At 63.0% G+C, this 17,225-nt stretch carries 21 protein-coding genes; 10 read left to right on the forward strand and 11 right to left on the reverse strand.

Annotation, left to right across the window (positions count from 1 at the left end; all coding sequences use genetic code 11):
* Positions 1–130 precede the first annotated feature (130 nt).
* From OPV09_RS15450 to OPV09_RS15465, 4 genes are read left to right on the forward strand one after another with little or no spacing between them, the layout of a single operon-like run.
* Positions 131–739 (forward strand): hypothetical protein, encoded by a 609-nt coding sequence (locus OPV09_RS15450; RefSeq protein WP_338678685.1) that lies wholly within the window; start codon positions 131–133, stop codon positions 737–739.
* Between the two features lie 30 nt (positions 740–769).
* Positions 770–1,204: a DUF1801 domain-containing protein gene (locus tag OPV09_RS15455; protein ID WP_331776632.1), complete on the forward strand. Its 435-nt coding sequence runs from the start codon at positions 770–772 to the stop codon at positions 1,202–1,204.
* The gene (locus OPV09_RS15460) at positions 1,201–1,752 is read left to right on the forward strand and encodes a hypothetical protein (protein ID WP_338678686.1); all 552 of its coding nucleotides are present in this window, start codon (positions 1,201–1,203) and stop codon (positions 1,750–1,752) included. Before OPV09_RS15455 ends, OPV09_RS15460 begins: the two co-directional genes overlap by 4 nt.
* A 21-nt stretch (positions 1,753–1,773) precedes the next feature.
* Positions 1,774–2,202 carry a GNAT family N-acetyltransferase gene (locus OPV09_RS15465; RefSeq protein ID WP_338678687.1) on the forward strand — a complete coding sequence of 143 codons (429 nt, stop codon included), beginning with the start codon at positions 1,774–1,776 and terminating at the stop codon, positions 2,200–2,202.
* Positions 2,203–2,247: 45 nt separating this feature from the next.
* On the opposite strand, the gene OPV09_RS15470 is transcribed toward OPV09_RS15465, so the two are convergent.
* Positions 2,248–3,270: a DNA-binding protein gene (locus OPV09_RS15470; protein WP_338678688.1), complete on the reverse strand. Its 1,023-nt coding sequence runs from the start codon at positions 3,268–3,270 to the stop codon at positions 2,248–2,250.
* Between the two features lie 221 nt (positions 3,271–3,491).
* Here OPV09_RS15470 and OPV09_RS15475 point away from each other — a divergent pair, with 221 nt between their 5' ends.
* Positions 3,492–4,511 carry a tyrosine-type recombinase/integrase gene (locus tag OPV09_RS15475; protein WP_338678689.1) on the forward strand — a complete coding sequence of 340 codons (1,020 nt, stop codon included), beginning with the start codon at positions 3,492–3,494 and terminating at the stop codon, positions 4,509–4,511.
* Between the two features lie 39 nt (positions 4,512–4,550).
* On the opposite strand, the gene OPV09_RS15480 is transcribed toward OPV09_RS15475, so the two are convergent.
* The 5 genes from OPV09_RS15480 to OPV09_RS15500 form a co-directional block, all read right to left on the reverse strand.
* Positions 4,551–5,090 (reverse strand): hypothetical protein, encoded by a 540-nt coding sequence (locus tag OPV09_RS15480; RefSeq protein WP_338678690.1) that lies wholly within the window; start codon positions 5,088–5,090, stop codon positions 4,551–4,553.
* A gap of 163 nt (positions 5,091–5,253) precedes the next feature.
* Positions 5,254–5,679 (reverse strand): GNAT family N-acetyltransferase, encoded by a 426-nt coding sequence (locus OPV09_RS15485; protein ID WP_331776626.1) that lies wholly within the window; start codon positions 5,677–5,679, stop codon positions 5,254–5,256.
* Entirely contained in the window at positions 5,676–6,128 is a 453-nt protein-coding gene (locus tag OPV09_RS15490) for a PaaI family thioesterase (RefSeq protein WP_034748275.1), read from the reverse strand. The genes OPV09_RS15485 and OPV09_RS15490 overlap by 4 nt, the downstream gene beginning before the upstream one ends.
* Positions 6,129–6,161: 33 nt before the next feature.
* Positions 6,162–6,653: a MarR family winged helix-turn-helix transcriptional regulator gene (locus tag OPV09_RS15495; RefSeq protein ID WP_338678691.1), complete on the reverse strand. Its 492-nt coding sequence runs from the start codon at positions 6,651–6,653 to the stop codon at positions 6,162–6,164.
* Between the two features lie 45 nt (positions 6,654–6,698).
* Positions 6,699–7,874 carry a citrate synthase family protein gene (locus OPV09_RS15500; protein ID WP_338678692.1) on the reverse strand — a complete coding sequence of 392 codons (1,176 nt, stop codon included), beginning with the start codon at positions 7,872–7,874 and terminating at the stop codon, positions 6,699–6,701.
* A gap of 91 nt (positions 7,875–7,965) precedes the next feature.
* Here OPV09_RS15500 and OPV09_RS15505 point away from each other — a divergent pair, with 91 nt between their 5' ends.
* Together OPV09_RS15505 and OPV09_RS15510 are read left to right on the forward strand one after the other, a co-directional pair.
* On the forward strand, positions 7,966–8,508 hold the full coding sequence (locus OPV09_RS15505; protein ID WP_338678693.1) for a GNAT family N-acetyltransferase: 543 nt from the start codon (positions 7,966–7,968) through the stop codon (positions 8,506–8,508).
* A gap of 22 nt (positions 8,509–8,530) precedes the next feature.
* Positions 8,531–9,586, forward strand: a complete 1,056-nt coding sequence (locus tag OPV09_RS15510; protein WP_338678694.1) for an FAD-binding oxidoreductase — start codon at positions 8,531–8,533, stop codon at positions 9,584–9,586.
* Here the strand turns inward: OPV09_RS15510 and OPV09_RS15515 are convergent.
* From OPV09_RS15515 to OPV09_RS15525, 3 genes are all read right to left on the reverse strand, one after another.
* Positions 9,542–10,048, reverse strand: a complete 507-nt coding sequence (locus OPV09_RS15515; RefSeq protein ID WP_338678695.1) for a hypothetical protein — start codon at positions 10,046–10,048, stop codon at positions 9,542–9,544. The two genes, OPV09_RS15510 and OPV09_RS15515, sit on opposite strands and share 45 nt — an antisense overlap.
* 4 nt (positions 10,049–10,052) lie before the next feature.
* The gene (locus tag OPV09_RS15520) at positions 10,053–10,670 is read right to left on the reverse strand and encodes a hypothetical protein (protein ID WP_338678696.1); all 618 of its coding nucleotides are present in this window, start codon (positions 10,668–10,670) and stop codon (positions 10,053–10,055) included.
* 166 nt (positions 10,671–10,836) lie between these two features.
* The gene (locus OPV09_RS15525; protein WP_034748268.1) at positions 10,837–11,718 is read right to left on the reverse strand and encodes a LysR family transcriptional regulator; all 882 of its coding nucleotides are present in this window, start codon (positions 11,716–11,718) and stop codon (positions 10,837–10,839) included.
* Positions 11,719–11,815: 97 nt separating this feature from the next.
* On the opposite strand from OPV09_RS15525, the gene OPV09_RS15530 reads away from it, so the two are divergent.
* Positions 11,816–12,400, forward strand: a complete 585-nt coding sequence (locus OPV09_RS15530; RefSeq protein WP_338678697.1) for a GNAT family N-acetyltransferase — start codon at positions 11,816–11,818, stop codon at positions 12,398–12,400.
* A 127-nt stretch (positions 12,401–12,527) separates the two neighbouring features.
* Positions 12,528–14,006 carry an MFS transporter gene (locus tag OPV09_RS15535; protein WP_425324054.1) on the forward strand — a complete coding sequence of 493 codons (1,479 nt, stop codon included), beginning with the start codon at positions 12,528–12,530 and terminating at the stop codon, positions 14,004–14,006.
* 168 nt (positions 14,007–14,174) lie between these two features.
* Here OPV09_RS15535 and OPV09_RS15540 read toward each other — a convergent pair whose 3' ends face one another.
* Positions 14,175–14,927 (reverse strand): LytR/AlgR family response regulator transcription factor, encoded by a 753-nt coding sequence (locus OPV09_RS15540; RefSeq protein WP_219329075.1) that lies wholly within the window; start codon positions 14,925–14,927, stop codon positions 14,175–14,177.
* On the reverse strand, positions 14,924–16,012 hold the full coding sequence (locus tag OPV09_RS15545) for a sensor histidine kinase (RefSeq protein ID WP_219329074.1): 1,089 nt from the start codon (positions 16,010–16,012) through the stop codon (positions 14,924–14,926). Before OPV09_RS15545 ends, OPV09_RS15540 begins: the two co-directional genes overlap by 4 nt.
* A 210-nt stretch (positions 16,013–16,222) precedes the next feature.
* Here OPV09_RS15545 and OPV09_RS15550 point away from each other — a divergent pair, with 210 nt between their 5' ends.
* Complete coding sequence (locus OPV09_RS15550) at positions 16,223–17,224, forward strand: formylglycine-generating enzyme family protein (protein WP_219329073.1); 1,002 nt, start codon at positions 16,223–16,225, stop codon at positions 17,222–17,224.
* Position 17,225: the final 1 nt, after the last annotated feature.

Below are 17,225 nucleotides of genomic sequence, written 5' to 3' on the forward strand. Positions count from 1 at the left end.
CGTGGGCCAGGTGAAGTTCATATTAAGAAGCTATCTCATGGGTATTTAGAGGATGGCAACTAAACATTTGCCTTCTGGCAATGTAGACGGTTATGCTCGCCGTACCTTGACTCGATGACTGACGCCTCTCATGAACCACCGCCATGTGCTTGCCATCCCCGTATTGCTCGCGACACTGGGCGTCCACGCGCAAGACCGCACGGCCGATCCTTTAGCGCCCTTGGCGCAATGCATCAACCGCAGCCAGTTCCAGTTCAGGACGCAGGACCGGCTGCCAGCCGGTGCGACTACGCGCATCGTCAAGATGGCGGCGGGTGATCGCCGGATATCGACGGCCGATGGCTATCGGCTGATGCTGTTCCGCAAGAGCAGCTTGCCTTTCGTGAATCTGAAGATCGAACGCAGCGCCGAAGGCCACTTCGCCGCCGACCGCGAGACCATCGTGGCGCAGATGCGGGAAATGGCCGCCAGGGGCAAGCTGCCGCAGCAACTGCCGCTGGAAACGGACGCGCGCGATGGCGTGGAAGTGCTAGGATTGAATAACGCCAGTATCGCGCAAGCGCAAGGCATCATCAGTTTGTATACACTGCTGCACGCCGCCAGCGGCACGGTCGCCACCGCCTACATACTGAACCAGCCGGCCGATCCGCGCGACTTTGCGACGGATGCGCAATACCAGGCGCTGCGCGCACAATTGATTGCCTCGCTTGCCAGCTGCATGGCCGATCCTGCGCAGTAAGGCAAGCGGGCAGGGAAGGAAATGTCAGCCATGAAAAAAACAGTACCGGGCACGGCGCCCGATAATGACGCCGAAAACGCCGAGCCCGCCGCCAGCCAGATCGACGCGAAGATCGCCTCGCTGGCGGACTGGCGCGGCAAAACCCTGGCCGCCGTGCGGGCGCTGATCCGCCAGGCGGACCCGGACGTGGTCGAGGAAGTCAAATGGCGCGGCGTGCCCGTCTGGTCGCACGCGGGCATGATCTGCACGGGCGAAACCTACAAATCGGCCGTGAAACTCACCTTCGCCAAGGGCGCCGCCTTGCCCGATCCGGCCGGCCTGTTCAATGCCAGCCTGGACGGCAACACGCGCCGGGCCATCGATATCCACGAAGACGAGCATCTCGATGCCGCGGCGTTCAAGGCGCTGATACGCGCCGCCGTGGCCGCAAATACGGCGCCAAAACCAAAACGGACTTCTACTTGAGACATTATCTGTACCTCTGGCACGACCCGGCCGAGCGCATGCTGGTCGCTTCCGGCATCGAATTCAAGGATTGTATTGCTGCCCTCGGCGAAGCGGACGGCATCGTGCTGCGCAAGGGCAGCGCCGGCACAATCAAAAAGCCTGCCGCCTTTCATATCTTGGCGCCGCAACAGCTGCCGGCCCTGGCGCTCGAAGACATGCACGCGTGGGGCAGCCATGCCTGGGCCGATTGGCAGGGCAAGCCACCCGCGTCCAAGGATGCTGCCGTGGCCGAGATGCTCGATCACCGTGCCGCATTGGCGCCGCTGCCCGCCCTGCAGGGCCGCTTTCTCGCCTTTGCCCACGACGACGGCTGGTATCTGAAACTGTTTTATGGGGAATGGGACGACGTGGCGGCCTTGCTCGCCAGCACCATCCCGCCACCCCTGGGCACGCTCGATCTGGCGGCACTGCGGCAGGGAGGTGACGGCTACTGGTTGCAAGACGGCACAGTCCAGGTAGAACTGAAAACCCACGATATCGACAGCGTGCTGAATCGCCGCCTGTAAGCAACGGATAGCGCGCCAGCCATGTGCCTGATTCGTCCTTTCTCCAGCGCGGACACGCAGTCCTGCACCGCCATCCTGGCCCTGGCCGGGCGCGACGCCTTCGGCCCTGTCGCCGGCAGCGCTACTTTCATGGCGGCGACGCAGGGCGAAGCTATCCTCGTTGCCGAGCGCGGCGGCATCGTCACCGGTTTTGCCGCCGTGTACACGGGCGATGCCCCCGACTATTTCCTGCACCACCTGTATGTGCACCCGGCGCACAGCGGCTCGGGCATCGGCGGGCAACTGCTGGCGGCCGTCGTGGCGCGCTATGGTCCCCGCCTGAGCCTGAAAACGCAGCTGAGCAATACGGGCGCGCGGCGCTTTTATGCGCGCGCGGGCTGGGTCGAAGATGCGGCAGACAGCGGCGTGGACGCCATCGGCGCGTGGATACGGGTGCGCTACCGGCAGTAAAACGTCAGATTCAGCGAGGCGCGCAAGGCAGCCATATAGACAGGTTCAAACATCGCGCTTCTCCTTGCTATCCGAAAGCAGGGCCATACGCGCCGCCATACCGGCATTCTCGCGCAGCAAGCCATCGCGTTCCTGCGCCAGGCTTTCCGCCTTCAGTTGCGACGCCTGCGCATTTTCCGCCAGCATGTCGAGCTGCCGGTCTTGCGCCGCCAGCGCTACTTTGGCGTCGTTCAGCGCCAGCAAGGCCGTATCAAGCTTGGCCAGCAAGGCGTCGGCCGACGCAGCCGCCTGCAAGTACTGAAATTCGAACTGGTCGCGTTCGGGACGTACGGTAGCCAGCGCTGCGCGGTCGGCGACCGCTTCATCAGCCAGGCGCGTGTGCTCCGCCTGCAGCTGTGCCAGCCGCATGTCTTGCTGCACCAAGGTCGCTTGCTGGCCTTGCAGGCGCTGCTGCAACTGGGCGTTCTCCTGCTCCAGGCGGCTCTCGCGTTGCTGCGCCTGAGCCCGTTCCTCGTTGCGCTGGGCGGCGGCCGCTTCCTGGTAATGGTCGAACTGCGAGCGCACTTGCGCCAGTTGGCGGTTCAGGGCCGCGATTTCCTCGCCCCGGTCGGCCAGGCGCTGCGTCAGGCCAGCGTTGTCGCTGTGCAGGGTGGCCAGGGTGACGGCGCGAAAATGGTGCTCTTCCTTCAGTTGTGCCAGCGCGTGCTGGGTGGCGCGCAATTCCTGGGTGAGGGCGGCGCGCGCGTCCGTCAGTTTCAACCGCTCCGTTTCCGTCTTTTTCAATTTTTCCAGTGCCGCGTCGAGTTCGGCGCGGTTCTGCTGCATGCCCGTTTCCAGCTGCTGCGCCACGTCGCGCTGCTGCTTGTCATAGACACCGCGCATCGCTTCCATCAGCTCGGCCGGCAAGCCCGCTTCCGTTTTCACGGCGCCCGCGCCCTGGAACTCCTCTTTCCAGCGTTTCAACAAGGGCGCGATGGTGCTCTTGCTGCCCGTGCTGCCCAGCGCTTCGCGCACGCTGTCGACCGTGGGATTGCGCCCATCGGCAGCGACGATTTGGGCTGCTTTCATAACATCAGAGTACAAAATGCCGGTGCGGGCCATAAAACCACCTATGAGCGAAATTTAGTAATGTATTACATGATACGTAATATCAAATAATATTACGATATAAATTTTCGTGATTTTCGAAAAATATAAGTCACGATAAGATCGCTTATCGCGTGTTATGGGGGTGTTTGGCATGGTATTCTGCGTGTCTCCCAGTACAAAACCGCGATTTCGCCGCTGCCATGCCCGATTTGCCCCTCTCGAAACGCCGTGCCGCCGCGTCCAAAAGCACCGCTATCGCTCCTGCCCCATTACACGGCGCCCTGATCGACGCCGAACTGGCCGCGCGCCACCAGGCGTTTCTCGCCGCCGCCACGTCGGACAACACGCGCCGCACCTACCGTTCCGCCATTCGCCACTTCCAGGTATGGGGCGGGGCGCTGCCCGCCGACGAGTCCACCGTCATCCGCTACCTGCTGGCCTATGCGGACAGCCTGAACGCCCGCACCCTGGCCCTGCGCCTGACGGCCCTGTCGCAATGGCATGTGTACCAGGCCTTTGCCGACCCCGCGTCCACGCCCACCGTGCGCAAAACTTTGGCCGGCATCGCCCGCCTGCACGGCAAGCCAAAGAAGAAGGCCAAGGCCCTGCCTCTGGAAGATCTGGAAGTGATCGTTGCCAAACTGGCCGCGCTGGGCACCAACAAGGCCTTGCGCGACAGCGCCTTGCTGCAGCTGGGATTTTTTGGCGGTTTCCGGCGCAGCGAACTGGTGGGATTGACTGTGGAAGACGTGAGCTGGGAGCCGCAGGGCATGGTGATCACCTTGCCCCGCTCGAAAACGGATCAACTGGGCGAGGGCATCGTCAAGGCGATCCCGTTCGGCGACGGCGTCTGCTGCCCGGCGACGGCCTTGCGCGCGTGGCTGGCTGCGGCGCACATCCGTACGGGGCCGCTCTTGCGCACGGTGAACCAGTGGGGACACGTGGGCGCGAAAGGATTGCACGCGAGCAGCATCAACACGATCTTGGAAGCTTGCGCCAGGCTGGCGGCGCTCGATTACGTACCGGAACTATCGAGCCACAGCCTGCGCCGCGGCATGGCCACCAGCGCGCACCGGGCCGGCGCCGATTTCCAGGCCATCAAGCGCCAGGGCGGCTGGCGCCACGACGGCACCGTGCATGGCTATATAGAAGAGGCGGGGCGTTTTGAGGAAAATGCGGCGGGGAGTTTGTTGAAGGGGAAGAGGAAGGCGGCGGGCTGAGGGCGCGCGCCAGCGCGTCGGCTGAATGACTGGCTGCGCTTACTCCGGCAACTCCGCGATCAGCAGAAGATCGAAATATTGCTCGCGGAGCTTGGCGAGCCGCGCCATCTGCGGCGGAACAGGACGCATCTGCAAAGCCTCCCGCATGTATTCGAGACGAGACTCCGCATCGTCATGGTGTTCTTCGTCGGGTTCTGTAAAGTAACCGATTGCCTCTTCCTCTTGATATACCAACTGCTCCAAGGAGTACCAGCCGACGTAGTAGCCCAAATTAAAGAATTCCTCAAAGGACTCGGCGATTACTAGGTTATTTTCGTCCGCGCTTGGCAGAGTCATTATGATCGGCAAAGCTCCGTTAGCGGATACAAAGTCTTTGAGATAACTGTAATGGACACCGTCCCCGCCTGTGCTTGCAAAGGTAACGACGTTAGCAGGGGTGCACCAGTATTGCTGTTCCATTTGAGGCGTTTCCAGGATAAGGCCACAAGGCTCGAAGACCATATCGGCGGAAGTTTCAAACTGAATTGCGGCGGCATCAGCGACTTGATGCAGTTTTTCAAGCTGAACGGGTAGTTTCATTTTTTTAGACCCAACGTGTTCTACATTGCAAAACGACGAGTTAACATGGGCGCCTGCGTTATAGCATCTCATGCTGTCGATTCAGGGACACAGCATGGTTTAGTGTATGGCATTGTTACTTCTTTGGCAAGTAAGAGATATGGATACAGCTTTGTGAGGTATTTCAAGGCAGCGGCTTGATGAAATGAATGCGCTCCCTGGCCGTGTCGCCAAAGTGCTCCACCAGCCGGATCTGGTATCCATTGCGGATCAGCAAGCGCAGCATGGCGGGATAGCGGTTCATCGATTTCACCGTGATGGCCGAAAAGCCGCCCTCCGCAGCCCGGCGCTCCTGAAATTCCAGCAGGCGTTGCGCCAACCCAGCCTTGCGGTGCGCGGGCAGCACGCCGCCGAGCCAACTGTAGAAAGAATCGTCCTCGGCCGCATACCCCAGCTTGCATCCGACGGGCTGGCCGTCCGCTTCCGCGATCAGGATCAGGGCGCCGGCGGGCAGCCGCTCCTGCAGCTGCCCCAGGCTGTGCCGCTGGTCGAACTCGGGTATCGCCTGCAGCACGTGCCAGGCTTCCTCGATGGTGCCGGGCCGTATCATGCGGCCGCTTGTTCCCGGGGGCGGATGATCATGCAGGTGGCCGTCGCGTGCGCGTACACTTTGCCGGCTTCGTCGCGGATCGTGCCTTCGGAAATGACCAGGTTGCGTCCCGCATTGATGACTTTGCCTTCGGCGTAGACCGTCACGTTGAAGGGCAGGGGACGGCACATCTTGATGTTCAGGTCCGTCGTGCCGTAGCTTTCGCCGGCCGGCAAGACCGTGTGAGTGGCGCAACCCGTGACGGTGTCGAGCACGGTGGCCGCGAAACCGCCGTGCACGCCGCCCATGGGATTGGTGTGCGTTTCATTTGCCGTCGCCGTGAAAATGACACGGCCATGCTCGACAGTATGCGCATCCATGGGCATGGTCTTGGAAATGCCGGGCCGGGGAAACAGGCCTTGCGCGAAAGCTTGCATCAGTTGCAAGCCGGTCATGTCGTTCGGGTGCATGGGTAACTCCTGTGGTGGTGATGTGGGGATGCGTCAGACGTCCTGCGCAAAACGCAGGCGCGAGGCGTGCAGCAGGAAGCGGGCGACGACGGCCAGTTCTTCCTCGCTGAAACCTTGCTTCAGTTGTTCATTCAGGCTGTCGAGCAGGGGCAGGGCGGCGGCCAGCACCTCACCGCCCTTGGGCGACATGTGCAAGGTGCCGGCGCGCGCATCGAGCGCCGACTGGCCGCGCACGATCAGGCCGTTTTCCTCCATGCGCGCCACCAGCCCCGTGACGGCCGAATTTTTCAGCTGCAGCGCCCGCCCGAGATCCTTCAATTGACAGCCTTCCTCGCCCTTCAGGGCAAACAGGGCGACCACTTGTGTGCCGGAAAATCCCAGTTCACTGGTGAAGACGGCATCGGCCGAGCGAAACAGGTTCTGGCGCGCCAGATTGAGCAGATTGAACAGCCGCGGCGAACGCTCGCCCAGCGGGCAGGCTACGGTATCGGGACCGTCTGGAGTAGGGGAGGTATTGGTACGCATGCGAAGTATACTACTACGTATGCGTAATAAATCAAGTGGATATTGTCAGTCGCGCTGGTGGCACCCGATGTAGCGGGCGCGGGGGCGTATCAGGGCCGCGCTGGCGGCTTGCTCGTTGGCATGCGCGATCCAGCCGGCCGAGCGGGCCAGCGCAAACACGCTCACGCCTGCGCTCTCGGGCCAGCCGAACGCCAGCTCCATGGCGGCCAGCGCCAGGTCGGCATTTGGCTTCGCATCGAGCAACTCACCCGCCATGGCACAGACGGACAGGATGGCGTGCAGTCGCGGGTGCTCGTGCGACAGCGCTACCAAACGGTCCAGCAGATACGCGGCGCGCGGGTCGCCTTGCGGATACAGCGGGTGGCCAAAGCCGGCGAATTCCGGCGCGATGGTCTTGTAAAAGGCGCCGATGGCGTCCCTGGCGTCCGGCGCGGCCAGCGCCTGCATCAACATGCACCTGGCCGCCGCGCTGCCGCCGCCGTGCCTGTCTCCGGACAAGGCCGCCAGCCCGGCGCCCAGCGCGGCGGGCAAACTGGCACCCGTCGAGGCGACGCAGCGCACGGCAAAGGTGGACGCATTCAATTCATGGTCGGCCAGCAGCACGAGGGCGGCGCGTAGCAATTCAGTCTGGTCCGTGTCGGCCTGCCACGCCTGGGCCAGCTGCCGGTGCAGCGGCAAGGCGGACGGCGCCGTCTGGAGCAAGGCGGCGGCCAGGATGCGCATCAAGGCGGGGCCGGACTGCAGCAAGTCCGCAGGCGCAGGCAGGGACGACAGCATGGCCATGGCCAGCATGGCGCGCGCCAGCGGCGTCGCACCCGGCGCGCTGGCCAGCCCCTGTGGCAGGGTCGGCGCATCTTGCTGGAAATAGTCGCCCGCACCGTCGTCCCACAGCAGGCTGGCGGCCGCTTCCAGCGTCGCGGACTCGGCCAATGTCGTCGCATCGCAGCCACGGTACAACAGCCGGCCATCGAGAATGTGGGAAATCTTTGTTTCCAGCACGGGCAAGCCCCAGTGCATGGCGGCCACGGCTGTCTGACCGCCGCGCTTGGCGTCATTCTTGCGGGCCGCCAGGCGCAGCACGTCTTCCTGCGGATAGCGCTTGCGGCGCGAATCTCCATTGCTGACGGAAGCCAGCAAGCCCCGGCTCACGTAGGAATACAGGGTGGGCAGGCTGACGCCCAGCAGGTGCGCCGCGTCGAGGGCGGATAAGTCGTTTTTCATGGCGGCGATTGTATCTGTATATTGATTCGTGGAATCAAGATTGACGGGCCGCGTGGCGCTTCACTAGACTCATGCCTTTGCAGGAGTCCCCATGAGTACACACACGATACGCACCCTGCGCCTTGATGACGCCGCGTCCTTGCTGGCCTTCGAACTCGCCAACCGGGCCTGGTTCGAGCGCCATATCGACCGGCGTCCGGACGCTTTTTACAGCATCGAAGGCGTCCAGGCGCACCTCGCGCAATTCCTGGACGAGCACGCACAGGGGCGCATGCACCCCTGCGTCATCGTCGACGAGCGCGGCGAGCTGATCGGCCGCGCCAACCTCAAGGATATCGACAAGCAGGCCCGAACGGCCGAAGTCGGCTACCGCATCGGGGAGCATCAGGCGGGCAAGGGCCTGGCCACGGCCGCGCTGCGCTACCTGATCACGCTGGCGCAAGACGAATGGCGGCTGGCCAGCCTGTGCGCCTATGCCATCGATGGCAATGCGGCCTCGATTCGCGTGCTGGAACGCTGCGGTTTCGTGCAGGGAACGGCCGTGCCCGATATTGCCATCGTGGAAGGCACCGTTGTCGATGGCCATGCCTATGCGCTGGATTTGCGGACGGCTGGGGTAGACTCTGCCCTGTGATAAATAAACAAAATTGCTAGATATGAATCGTGAAAAGCCCCAGCACATTATCGTCATCGGCGCCGGCATCGTCGGCGCGTCGCTCGCCTACCACCTGGCCAGCAAGGGTGAAAAAGTCACCGTTGTCGAGGCGGCTGGCATCGCGTCCGGCGTGACGGGCACCTCGTTTGCGTGGATTAACACGTCCTGCGCCGGGCCAGACCCCATTGCGGCCCTGCGCGGTGGCGCCATCGCGGCCTGGCGCCAGCTGGAAACGCAGGTGCCCGGATTGAAAGTGCGCTGGCATGGCGCCTTGTCATACGGCACGCAGGATGGGCGGGTGTCGCCCGTATCCATATTGCTGGACCGCTCGCGCATCGTCCAGCTTGAACCGCATCTGCGGCAGCCGCCGGAACAGGCGCTGTACGAACCGGGGCAGGGCGCGGTCGACGCCGTTGCCGCCACACACGCCATGCTGGCAGCGGCCAGGGCGTTAGGTGCGACCATCCGCACGCACACGCCCGTGCTGGGTTTTGCCGTCCAGAGTGCGAAGGTGACTGGCGTGGAAACGGCCGCTGGCCTCATCGAAGCGGACGTGGTCGTGCTGGCGGCAGGCACAGCGACTGCCGCACTGGCAGAGATGCTGGGCGCCAGTCTGCCCATCCACGCCTCGCCCGCCATTTTCATGCGCTACCAGGCGCCGCCCGGCTTGGTGCGCGGCATTATTTCCAGTCATGCAATGGAAGTGCGGCAGGCCGAGGATGGCACCATGCTGGCGGCGGAAGACTATGTGGACGACGCGCCGGACAACCAGCCCGCCGCCATGGCGCAGCGCACGGCCAGCGCGATCCGCAACGAACTTGCGGGCGCCGAGTCCATCGCGCCGGCATTCGCCTGCATCGGCCTGCGCCCCATGCCCTTTGACGGCGTGCCCATCATCGGCTATTTGCCGCAGGTGGGAGGCGCGTACGTGTGCGCCATGCATCCAGGCGTCGTGCTGGCGGCCATCGTGGGCCAGCTTGCCAGCGAGGAAATCGTCACTGGCCAGCCAAGGTCAGCCCTGGAGGCTTGCCGGCCCGCGCGCTTCCTGGCGTGCTGATTCCTGGGGCACAGGCACGACAAACACGGGCAGGACGAACGGAGCTTGCTGGTGCTCATCGCCTTGCTCCGACGGGGCTTGCATATAATGTTCGTTGCGCCAGTCCCCGTTCACCACGCGGTCGGCGATCAGCGCCAGATCCTGCGTTTCGTGCAACTCGCAGCGAAACGGCAACCGCCCATGCGAGCGCGACACCAGGCTGAAGCGCAACTGCCGGCATTGCGCATCGTGCCAGCAATAGAACAGCATGTCCTCGCCTTTGACTGCGCTGCGGCGCGCCGCGATCACCTCACCAATGAACTCGACGATATCGGCCGCATGGATCTGCGGCGTTTCCTCGTCCGTGGGCGAAAAGCTCCACATATTGTTTATCGCTTCGTGATTGATATCGTCGGGATCAATGAGCACTTCATCATCTTGCGCCATTTCCAGCCATGCATTGAATGTCTTGCATTTCATCATGTCATTATGCATCCCATGTTTCAAAAGCCGTCCATACCGACCTCCATGCGCCATGCGGAAGTTTGGCCTGCATGGAAAGTGACAGTGCACCTACGCCCAAACAATCACCTAGTTGCCATTGTGCATTTTCCAAACTAAGCGCCCGCGCTCTTCCCACGTCGACATTTTTCATTTCAGCTGTGTCATAGCCGATTTCCAGTACTGGATGCAGCACTTTTCCATTGGCTGTCAAATATAAAGTATTGACATGGACCTTGGGTTTGTCAAAACGTTCGTAGAGCCTTGTTGCGGCGGATTTGAAACCCAGGCCAATGGCGATGCTGACGGTCGTTGGACCATTGCAGCCCAGAAGCGATGCAAGCGCCCAATAGTCATGGTCAGCAGTGACAAGTCTGCTTAAACAGCGTTCTATCCATGCCGATTCATCAGCTCTGAATTCTTTCCGGTATGGAGAAAACGAATTTTGCAGGTAGCCAACTTCGTGCATCGCCCCAACCAGGTTAATCTGCTTGTCCACGCAGACTATATCTTGTAACAGATGGGCTGCGGCTGCGGCGACCGCATACTCGCCTTTGGCCATGGCTTTATCTTCGAGTTTTTTCAGTTTGGTGTTAATAGTCATTTTTTCCTGGTCATTTAATATGGCCGTTTTCAATCATTCAAGTTCAAATCATTGTGTCATACCTCGGCCTTTAACTCAGGTTCCTTGTCGTACCGGATCAGCTATCAGGAGCTGGCTTCTATTGAGCGTTAAAAACCCAAGCGTTTCCACATTGACTTACATACATTCACCCCCGCGGCCCATCCGCCAGCAACTCCGCCAACCTGTCCGTCAACCACAAACTCGTCTCGCTCAGCTTTTTCCCATGGATCGACAGCCGCCGCACGGGCAGCCGCGACAAGGCCAGCGCAGGGCAGGGCACTTCCTGCAGATAGCCCTTGTAATTGTCGTAATTGGCGATGTTCAAGGGGAGAATCGCCCAGCCTAGCCCGTCCGCGACCATCTCGGCAATACTGTAGAAGCTGTCGGAAAACCAGACGGCGGGGCTGAACGCGTGTTCGCGGTTGAGCTCGGAATCCATGATCAGCTGGCGGTAGCGGGTCAGCTCGTTGCGGCTCACTTCCTGGCCGTGGGCCATGGCGTGGCCTTTTGCCACGAACACGCCTTGCGCCACGCTGCCGATGTGCTGCTGTTCCAGGACGGGGGAGATCGGGCCGCGGTCGAAGTGGAAGGCCACGTCGGCTTGCTGCTGTTCCACGTATTGCGCCACTTCCGACGCCGTGGCGTTGAGCATCACGAGTTCCAGGGCCGGGTAGCGCGCCGCCAGTTCCTTGACCAGGGTGCCGATGGCCAGGTAGGGCAGGGCTTCGTCCAGGGCCAGGGTCAGCTGGGCTTCGGGAGCGGCGCTTAGCAGTTGGGCGCGCAGCTGCAATCGCTCGGCCTGGCGCAGCAGTTCGCATGCTTCCAGGTGCATCACCTTGCCCGCTTCCGTCAGCACGGCGCTGCGGCGCGAGCGGTCGAACAGTTCCACGCCGAATTCCGCTTCCAGCAGTCCGATCGAGGTACTGACCACCGATTGCGCGCGGCCCAGCCGGCGCGCCGCGCCCGAGAAAGAACCGGCCGCGACGGCCGCTTCAAAGTAGCGCATTTGTTCCAAAGTCCATTGCATGGCATCCACCTATCTGTTTTACAGATGGATTTTAACTTGAATGCCATTCAGGGGCGACATAAAATGTCTTTAGATTTTCAACAACACGAGATCCGCCATGAAAAACGCTCAAGCCAATTCACCCGCCATCAGCTTCAGCTGGTGCCACGACGCCACCGCCGAAGACACCTTGTGCAAGCTCTACCTCGACAACGTCAGCGCCGACTATATCTCCCATTCGGAACTGCAGGGCGAACGCGCCGATGCGCCCGGCAATTGGCGCGCGGACTTGCCTGAGGTCATACGCGGCGAAATCCACGCCGCCCTGTCGCACGACTGGGCGCATGGCGATTCGACCCTGCTGGCCGTCGCCACGTCAGGCGAGGCCATCGTCGGCATGGCGTTGGTCTCCATCGACACGCGCCAGCGCGCCTCGAAATCGTTCGCCGCGCTCGATGACCTGGTCTTGCTGCCCTCCGTGCGCAGCAGCGGCATCGGCAGCCAGCTGGTGGAATGGGTGGCAAGCGAGCTGCACAGCCACGGCATCGCCCGTCTGTTCCTCGAATGCGGCGCGCACAACCTGACGGCGCAAAAATTCTTCCAGGGCCGTGGTTTCAAGCAAGTGTCCGTCGTCATGCTGCGCGAACTCGACGTACCGGCAATAACGGCTGCTGTGGATGACAAGGATGGCGACCGTGGCTGACGCCCGCCGCCCCCGACAAGCCCAGGCCCGTGGCAGCCTGGAACGTAAATATTTGCGCAGCACCCGCTTTATCCATACCGATAGTTGTTAAAAGTTACACTAAATCCATGAGTTGTTTATGCATCCAATGAAAAAATGGCTGACGCTGACCATCGTCTCCAGCGCCTTGTTCCTCATCGTGGTCGACATGACCGTGCTCTACACAGCCTTGCCCGCGCTGACGCGCGACTTGCAGGCCTCCTCCTCGCAAAAACTGTGGATCATCAACGTCTACGCGCTGGTCGTCTCCGGTCTGTTGCCCGGCTTCGGCACCCTCGGTGACCGTCTGAGCCACAAACCCGTTTTCCTTGCCGGCCTGGCCGTGTTCGGCATCGCATCGCTGTGCGCCGCGTTTTCGCCCGCGCCCGAACTGTTGATTTTTTCGCGCATCCTGCTGGCCATCGGCGCTGCGCTGATGATGCCGGCCACCTTGTCCATCATCCGCCTGACCTTTACGGACAACCGCGAGCGCTCGTTTGCCATCGGCGTATGGGCGGCGATTGCCTCGGGTGGTGCCGCGTTCGGTCCCGTGCTCGGCGGTTTCCTGATGGAGCATTTCTGGTGGGGTTCCGTGTTCCTCATCAACGTGCCCATCGTGCTGCTGACCCTGGTGCTTGCCGCTGTCGTCCTGCCGAAACGGGCCGGTAACCGCGACAAACCGTGGGATCTGGTGGGCTCGCTGCAAATCATGATGGGCCTGCTTGGTGGCGTGTATGCGATCAAGGAGCTGGGCAAGTCGCAGCCGTCGTATGCGCTGGCTGCCCTTGCTTTCGCCGTGGGCGCCTTCTTCATGCTCAAATTCGTGCGTCGCCAGAAGCGGCAAGCCAAGCCGCTGATCGATTTCGCCCTGTTCCGCGAACTGCCGTTTTCCAGCGCCGTGGCCGCCGCCATGGTGGCGTCCGCCGCGCTGATCGGCATGGAACTGGCGCTGAGCCAGCACATGCAGCTGGTGCGGGAACTGTCGCCGCTGGAAGCGGGTCTGCTGCTGTTGCCGCTGCCGCTGGCATCCGTGTTTGCCGGGCCGTTGACGGGTTTCATGCTGCCTCGCGCCGACAAGGCCAAGGTACTGTGGGGTTCGCTGCTGCTGTCCGGTATCGGTATGGCGTCGTATCTGGTGCTGCATGACGCCGCCGTTTCGGCGCAAGTGGCCAGCCTGGTAATCCTGGGTCTGGGCCTGGGCGCCGTCATGACGGCCGCGTCCAGCGCCGTGATGCTGAACGTGGCTCCCCAGCAAGCGGGCATGGCCGCGTCGATTGAGGAAGTGTCGTATGAGCTGGGCGCCGTGATCGGCGTGACGGTGCTGGGCACCATCTTGTCGGCCGTCTACAGCGCCACCCTGGTGATACCGGAAAGCGCGGGCCTGTTGCCGAATGCGCATGACACGCTTGATGCAGCGTTGCTGGCCGCCGAGCAATTGCCGGCCGAACTGGGCCTGCAAGTGTCGGACCTGGCCCGCTCGGCCTTCGACAAGGCATTTATTGTCGTGCTGGCCACGGCTTCGGCCATCCTGATGGCGGCTGCTGCCACCATCCGCCACCTGCACCTGCGGGCGCGCCGGGCGGTTTGATGGACGGGGCCTTCGCCCCGACAATATTGAACTGGATACTGGCTCGCCGCGCAAACGGTGGGCCAATTGCATTTTCGCTCCTCGGCCCCGTAGTTGCCTGATGGCAAGACTTGCCGGATCGACGCCAGGACGACCTCCGGCGACGTCAGCGCTACTTGGTGGCCGAAGCTACATGGCCCGGAACAGGTGGACGAAGGCGCGGCTCACGGGCAGCTCGCCAGCGTGGTCGCGCATGCGCAGGAACAGACGGCTGGCGTCGTCGCGGCGCGTGCCTTCCAGCCAGGCCAGGTTGACCAGGGTGGAGCGGTGGACTTGCCAGAATAGCTCAGGATCAAGCTGGGCCGCCAGTTCCGTGATGGGCGTGCGGATCAGGAATTCACCATCCACGCTGGCGACAACCGTGTACTTGTCGTCGGCATGGAAAAAGCGCACCTTTGCCACGTCGAGGTGGTGCGTGCGCTCGCCACGGGACGCAAGTATGTAGCGCAGCCGGGGGCGGGCCTGGCCGGGTGCGGCCGTCAGTTGCCGCAGCGTCTGCGCCATGGCCGCACCGGCGTGGGGCAAGACCGGCGTCGCACGCAGGCGCGCCACGGTGCGAGCCAGCCGTTCGGTGGTGACGGGTTTCAATACGTAATCGAGCGCCGCGTGGTCGAAGGCTTGCAGGGCAAATTCGTCGTAGGCGGTGACGAATACCACGCGGGTTGGGCCTTCGATACCTTGTGCTACCTCCAGCCCGGTCAGTCCCGGCATCTGGATATCGAGAAAGGCGATATCGGGTTCCAGCTCGGCGATGCAGGTAGCGGCCTCGACGCCGTTGCGCGCCATGTGGATGATCTGCAAGTCCGGCCACAGGGCCAGCAGCTGGTCGCGCAGGTAGAGCGCCAGGTGCGGTTCATCGTCCGCGATCAGGGCGCGCGTCATGCGACCGCCGGCACTGTGGAGCCGGCACCCAGGTACGGCAGCTCCAGCACGGCTTCGACGCCAGGCCCGCTCTCGCGCTCACGCAGGCTCAGCCTGGCGGCGGCGCCGAACTGAGCCTGCAGGCGCGAGCGCAGATTGGCCAGCGCCATGCCGCTGCCCGGACGCGGTGGCTTGCCTGGGGCCGTCAAGCCCACGCCATCGTCAAGCACGCGGATTTCCAGGCGGCCCGCGCGTACCTCGGCATGCACGACGACGCTGCCGCCGTCCAGCTTGGGCGCCAGTCCGTGCTGGACGGCGTTCTCGACCAGCGGCTGCAGCATCAGCGTGGGCAGGCTGGCCAGGCGCGCTTGCGCGCTGGCGTCGATGCGGAAACGCAGGCGCTCCTCCATGCGGATCTGCATCAAGCACAGATACTGGCTCGCCATGTCGAGTTCCGCTTCCAGCGTGCTGTCGCCCTGGCGCAGCTGCGACAGGCTGGCGCGCAGGTAGCCGGAAAACGTTTCCAGCATGCGTTTCGCGCGCGGCGGGTCGTAGTCCATCAGGCTCTGGATGTTGGCCAAGGTATTGAACAACAGGTGCGACTCGATCTGTCCCTGCAGCAAGCGCAGGCGCGCATCCGTCACCTCGCTTTGCAGCTGCTGCTGGCGCAGGCGCGAATGCCACCAGGCCCAGTTAGCCGCCATCACAAACAGGATGAACACGGCAAACTTGGTCAGCGCGGCGGGCAGCGAGACGAACATGCCCCACAGCTTGAAACCGACCAGTATTGGCACGATGGTAAAGCCGATGCTCATGCCCAGGATGATGGCCGCCAGGGACAGCGCGCCCAGCACCATGCCGGCGCGCAGGTCGCGCACGTTCGACATGCGCTCGACCAGCGGCGCCGGCAGGCAGCGCCCGGCCAGGCGCAGCACGCCAAACAGGGTATGCACGATGCACAGGCAGATGCCGATGTTCGGCAGCAGTGATGCCCACCACCAGAGCGGCCGGTCGACCCGGCCGAAGATGGCGACGATGGTCATCAGGACCAATGCCAGGGCGACACCGATCAGGGAAACGACCAGCAGGCGGGTCAGGGTGGACACATCGTGCCGGGGGCGCAGTTCCCAAAGTGAACGCCAGCCCTGTAGCAAAGTCGTTTTTCTGATCATGGGCATAGTGTAGCGGCCCGTTGCCTGATTGACCAGAACATGGCTTGCCATTCATCGGCCCCATTGTCGATTCGTCGCATGCGTGCGGCCATCCGCTGGCCCGGCTGTCAATCTGTGTTCTCACCCACCGATTACAGGAGCCACATGAAGCACAGCATACTTATCGTTGCCTGCGCCATCTTTTGCAGCGCCCAGGCAGCTGCCGCCCCCTTCCTCCCGCCCATGGCCAGTATTCCCGCCGGCGTGTTTACCATGGGCAGCACGGAGCCGCGTATCGGTGACGGCAGCCATAATCCGGCCGAGGGGCCGCCCCACGAGGTGCGCGTGGCCGCATTCCGACTTGCAAAATACGAGACGACGGTGGCGCAGTTCCGGCAATTCGTTGCCGCCAGCGGCTATCGGGCGGCTGGCGAATGCTGGGAATTCGACCGCACTGACGGCATCGCGCTCAAGGCGTCGGGCTGGGACGCCCCTGCGCATGCGCCAACGGACTATCACCCCGTCATGTGCGTGAGCTGGGACGATGCCGCGGCCTATGTGCAATGGCTGGCGCGGGAAACGGGGCGCCCATTCCGCCTGCCCAGCGAGGCGGAATGGGAATACGCGGCGCGCGCCGGCACCCGCACGAAATACTCGTCCGGAGATGCGCCTGAACAATTATGCAAGTACGCCAACATGAAGGACCGGCGTTTCAAGGCGGCTGCGCAGCGCGATCACGGCCTCGATATGCTGGTCACCGATTGCGATGACGGCACCGAGTACACGGCCGTCGTGGGCATGTATGCGCCCAACGGCTACGGCTTGCACGACATGATGGGCAACGTGGCGGAATGGGTGGCCGATTGCCAGCATCCCGACTACCGGGGTGCGCCCGTCGACGGGGCGGCCTGGCGCAGCGGTTGCGAGGCGGAAGGTGACTATTTCATCACGCGGGGCGGCAGCTATTCGTCCTCGCGCCAGGTACTGCGCAGCGCAGCGCGCGGGCATGGCGGCCGCGGCAATGCCAGCAGCCTGGGCGAAGGTTTTCGCATTGCCGAGGACCTGGGCGGCTGCACGGCCAGCACCTGTGCCGGGGGGGATGCCGCATTCATCCAGGCGCTGCACGCCGCGCAGCAGGCGGAACTGCATCGCCGCGCACGCCACTGAA

Origin of the sequence: Janthinobacterium sp. TB1-E2, assembly GCF_036885605.1 — a bacterium.
Lineage (GTDB): Bacteria > Pseudomonadota > Gammaproteobacteria > Burkholderiales > Burkholderiaceae_D > Janthinobacterium > Janthinobacterium aestuarii.